1 protein-coding gene is annotated in these 1,475 nt (G+C 74.5%); it reads left to right on the top strand.

What is annotated here, in order from left to right; all coding sequences use genetic code 11:
• The first annotated feature begins 162 nt into the window (after positions 1–162).
• Complete coding sequence (locus ABZ885_RS41055) at positions 163–1,089, top strand: LLM class F420-dependent oxidoreductase (RefSeq protein ID WP_360200299.1); 927 nt, start codon at positions 163–165, stop codon at positions 1,087–1,089.
• Positions 1,090–1,475: the final 386 nt, after the last annotated feature.

The following is a 1,475-nucleotide window of genomic DNA, read 5'->3' on the forward strand; positions in this document are numbered from 1 at the left end:
GGCCCCCGGTCCGGGCCGCCCGGCCTGAGACCTTGGCCACCCGCGGCCGCCCCCGACGGTGCCCGCCGGCCGCCCCGGCGGTGGCCCGAACCCGCCGGTCGCCCCCGGCCACGCCCGCCGGATGGCCGGAGGACCGGGATGCTCTGTACCAGAATGGCCCTTATGGATCTTCGAGTGTTCACCGAACCCCAGCAGGGCGCGAGCTACGAGACGCTGCTGCGGGTCGCCCGGACCGCCGAGCAGCTCGGCACCTTCAGCGCCTTCTTCCGTTCCGACCACTACCTGAAGATGGGCGGGGTCAGCGGCCTGCCGGGCCCGACCGACGCCTGGATCACCCTGGCCGGCCTCGCCCGGGACACCGACACCATCCGGCTCGGCACCCTGATGACCGCCGCCACCTTCCGGCTGCCCGGCGTCCTCGCCATCCAGGTCGCCCAGGTCGACGCGATGAGCGGCGGCCGGGTCGAGCTGGGCCTCGGTGCCGGCTGGTACGAGGAGGAGCACACCGCCTACGGCATCCCCTTCCCGAAGGAGAAGTTCGGCCGGCTGGAGGAGCAGCTGGCGATCGTCACCGGGCTCTGGAACACCAAGCTCGGCGACACCTTCGACTTCGCGGGCGAGTACTACCGGCTGACCGACTCGCCGGCGCTGCCCAAGCCCGCCCAGGAGCGGATCCCGATCCTGGTCGGCGGCACGGGCCCGACCCGCACCCCGGCGCTGGCGGCCCGCTTCGCCGACGAGTTCAACCTGCCGTTCACCTCGGTGGAGGGGACCGCCGCCCAGTTCGGCCGGGTCCGCGCCGCCGTCGAGCAGGCCGGCCGCGCGGCCGGCGACCTGGTGTACTCCAACGCCCTGGTCGCCTGCGTCGGCCGTGACGACGCCGAGGTGGCCCGCCGGGCCGCCGCGATCGGCCGCGACGTGGACGAACTGAAGGCGAACGGCCTGGCCGGCACCCCTGACGAGGTGGTGGAGAAGCTCGGCCGCTACGCCGAGGCCGGCACCGAGCGCGTCTACCTGCAGATCCTCGACCTGGACGACCTCGACCACCTGGAGCTGGTCGCCGCCCGGGTCTCTCCGCAGCTGGGCTGACCGCCCTCCGGGCCCGTCCGGCCCGTTCCCGCACCGTCGTCACCCCGCTCCTCGGCCGGGGTGACGGCGGTGCGGTGCTGTGAGCGGACGGTGAAGGGGCTCGGTCGGCCCGGCGCTGACCACTAGTCTTTACTCTCTCTTGGAGGAGGGAACGCTCCCTCCGACAGGCGCAGGTCGAGGAGCGGGCCCGGGGGAGTCAGGGGGAGTACCGGTGGCGGAGGCGAGGGTGTCCGGGACGGGCCCGTCCGGAACGGGGCTGTCCGGGGCGCAGGTGCCCGTGCAGCGACCGGGGGGCGAGACCTCGCTGCCCCCGCCGCCGGCGCCCAGCACCGCGAAGGCGACCGCCACCGGCGCCATCGAGGAGCCGAACAGCGAGGTCGCGTACC

This window comes from Kitasatospora sp. NPDC047058, assembly GCF_040643935.1.
In the GTDB taxonomy this organism is placed as follows: Bacteria; Actinomycetota; Actinomycetes; order Streptomycetales; family Streptomycetaceae; genus Kitasatospora.

Excerpts from the sequence above, each read along its gene's own strand:
- ABZ885_RS41055 (WP_360200299.1), top strand. The coding sequence starts at position 163 with ATGGATCTTCGAGTGTTCACCGAACCCCAGCAGGGCGCGAGCTACGAG.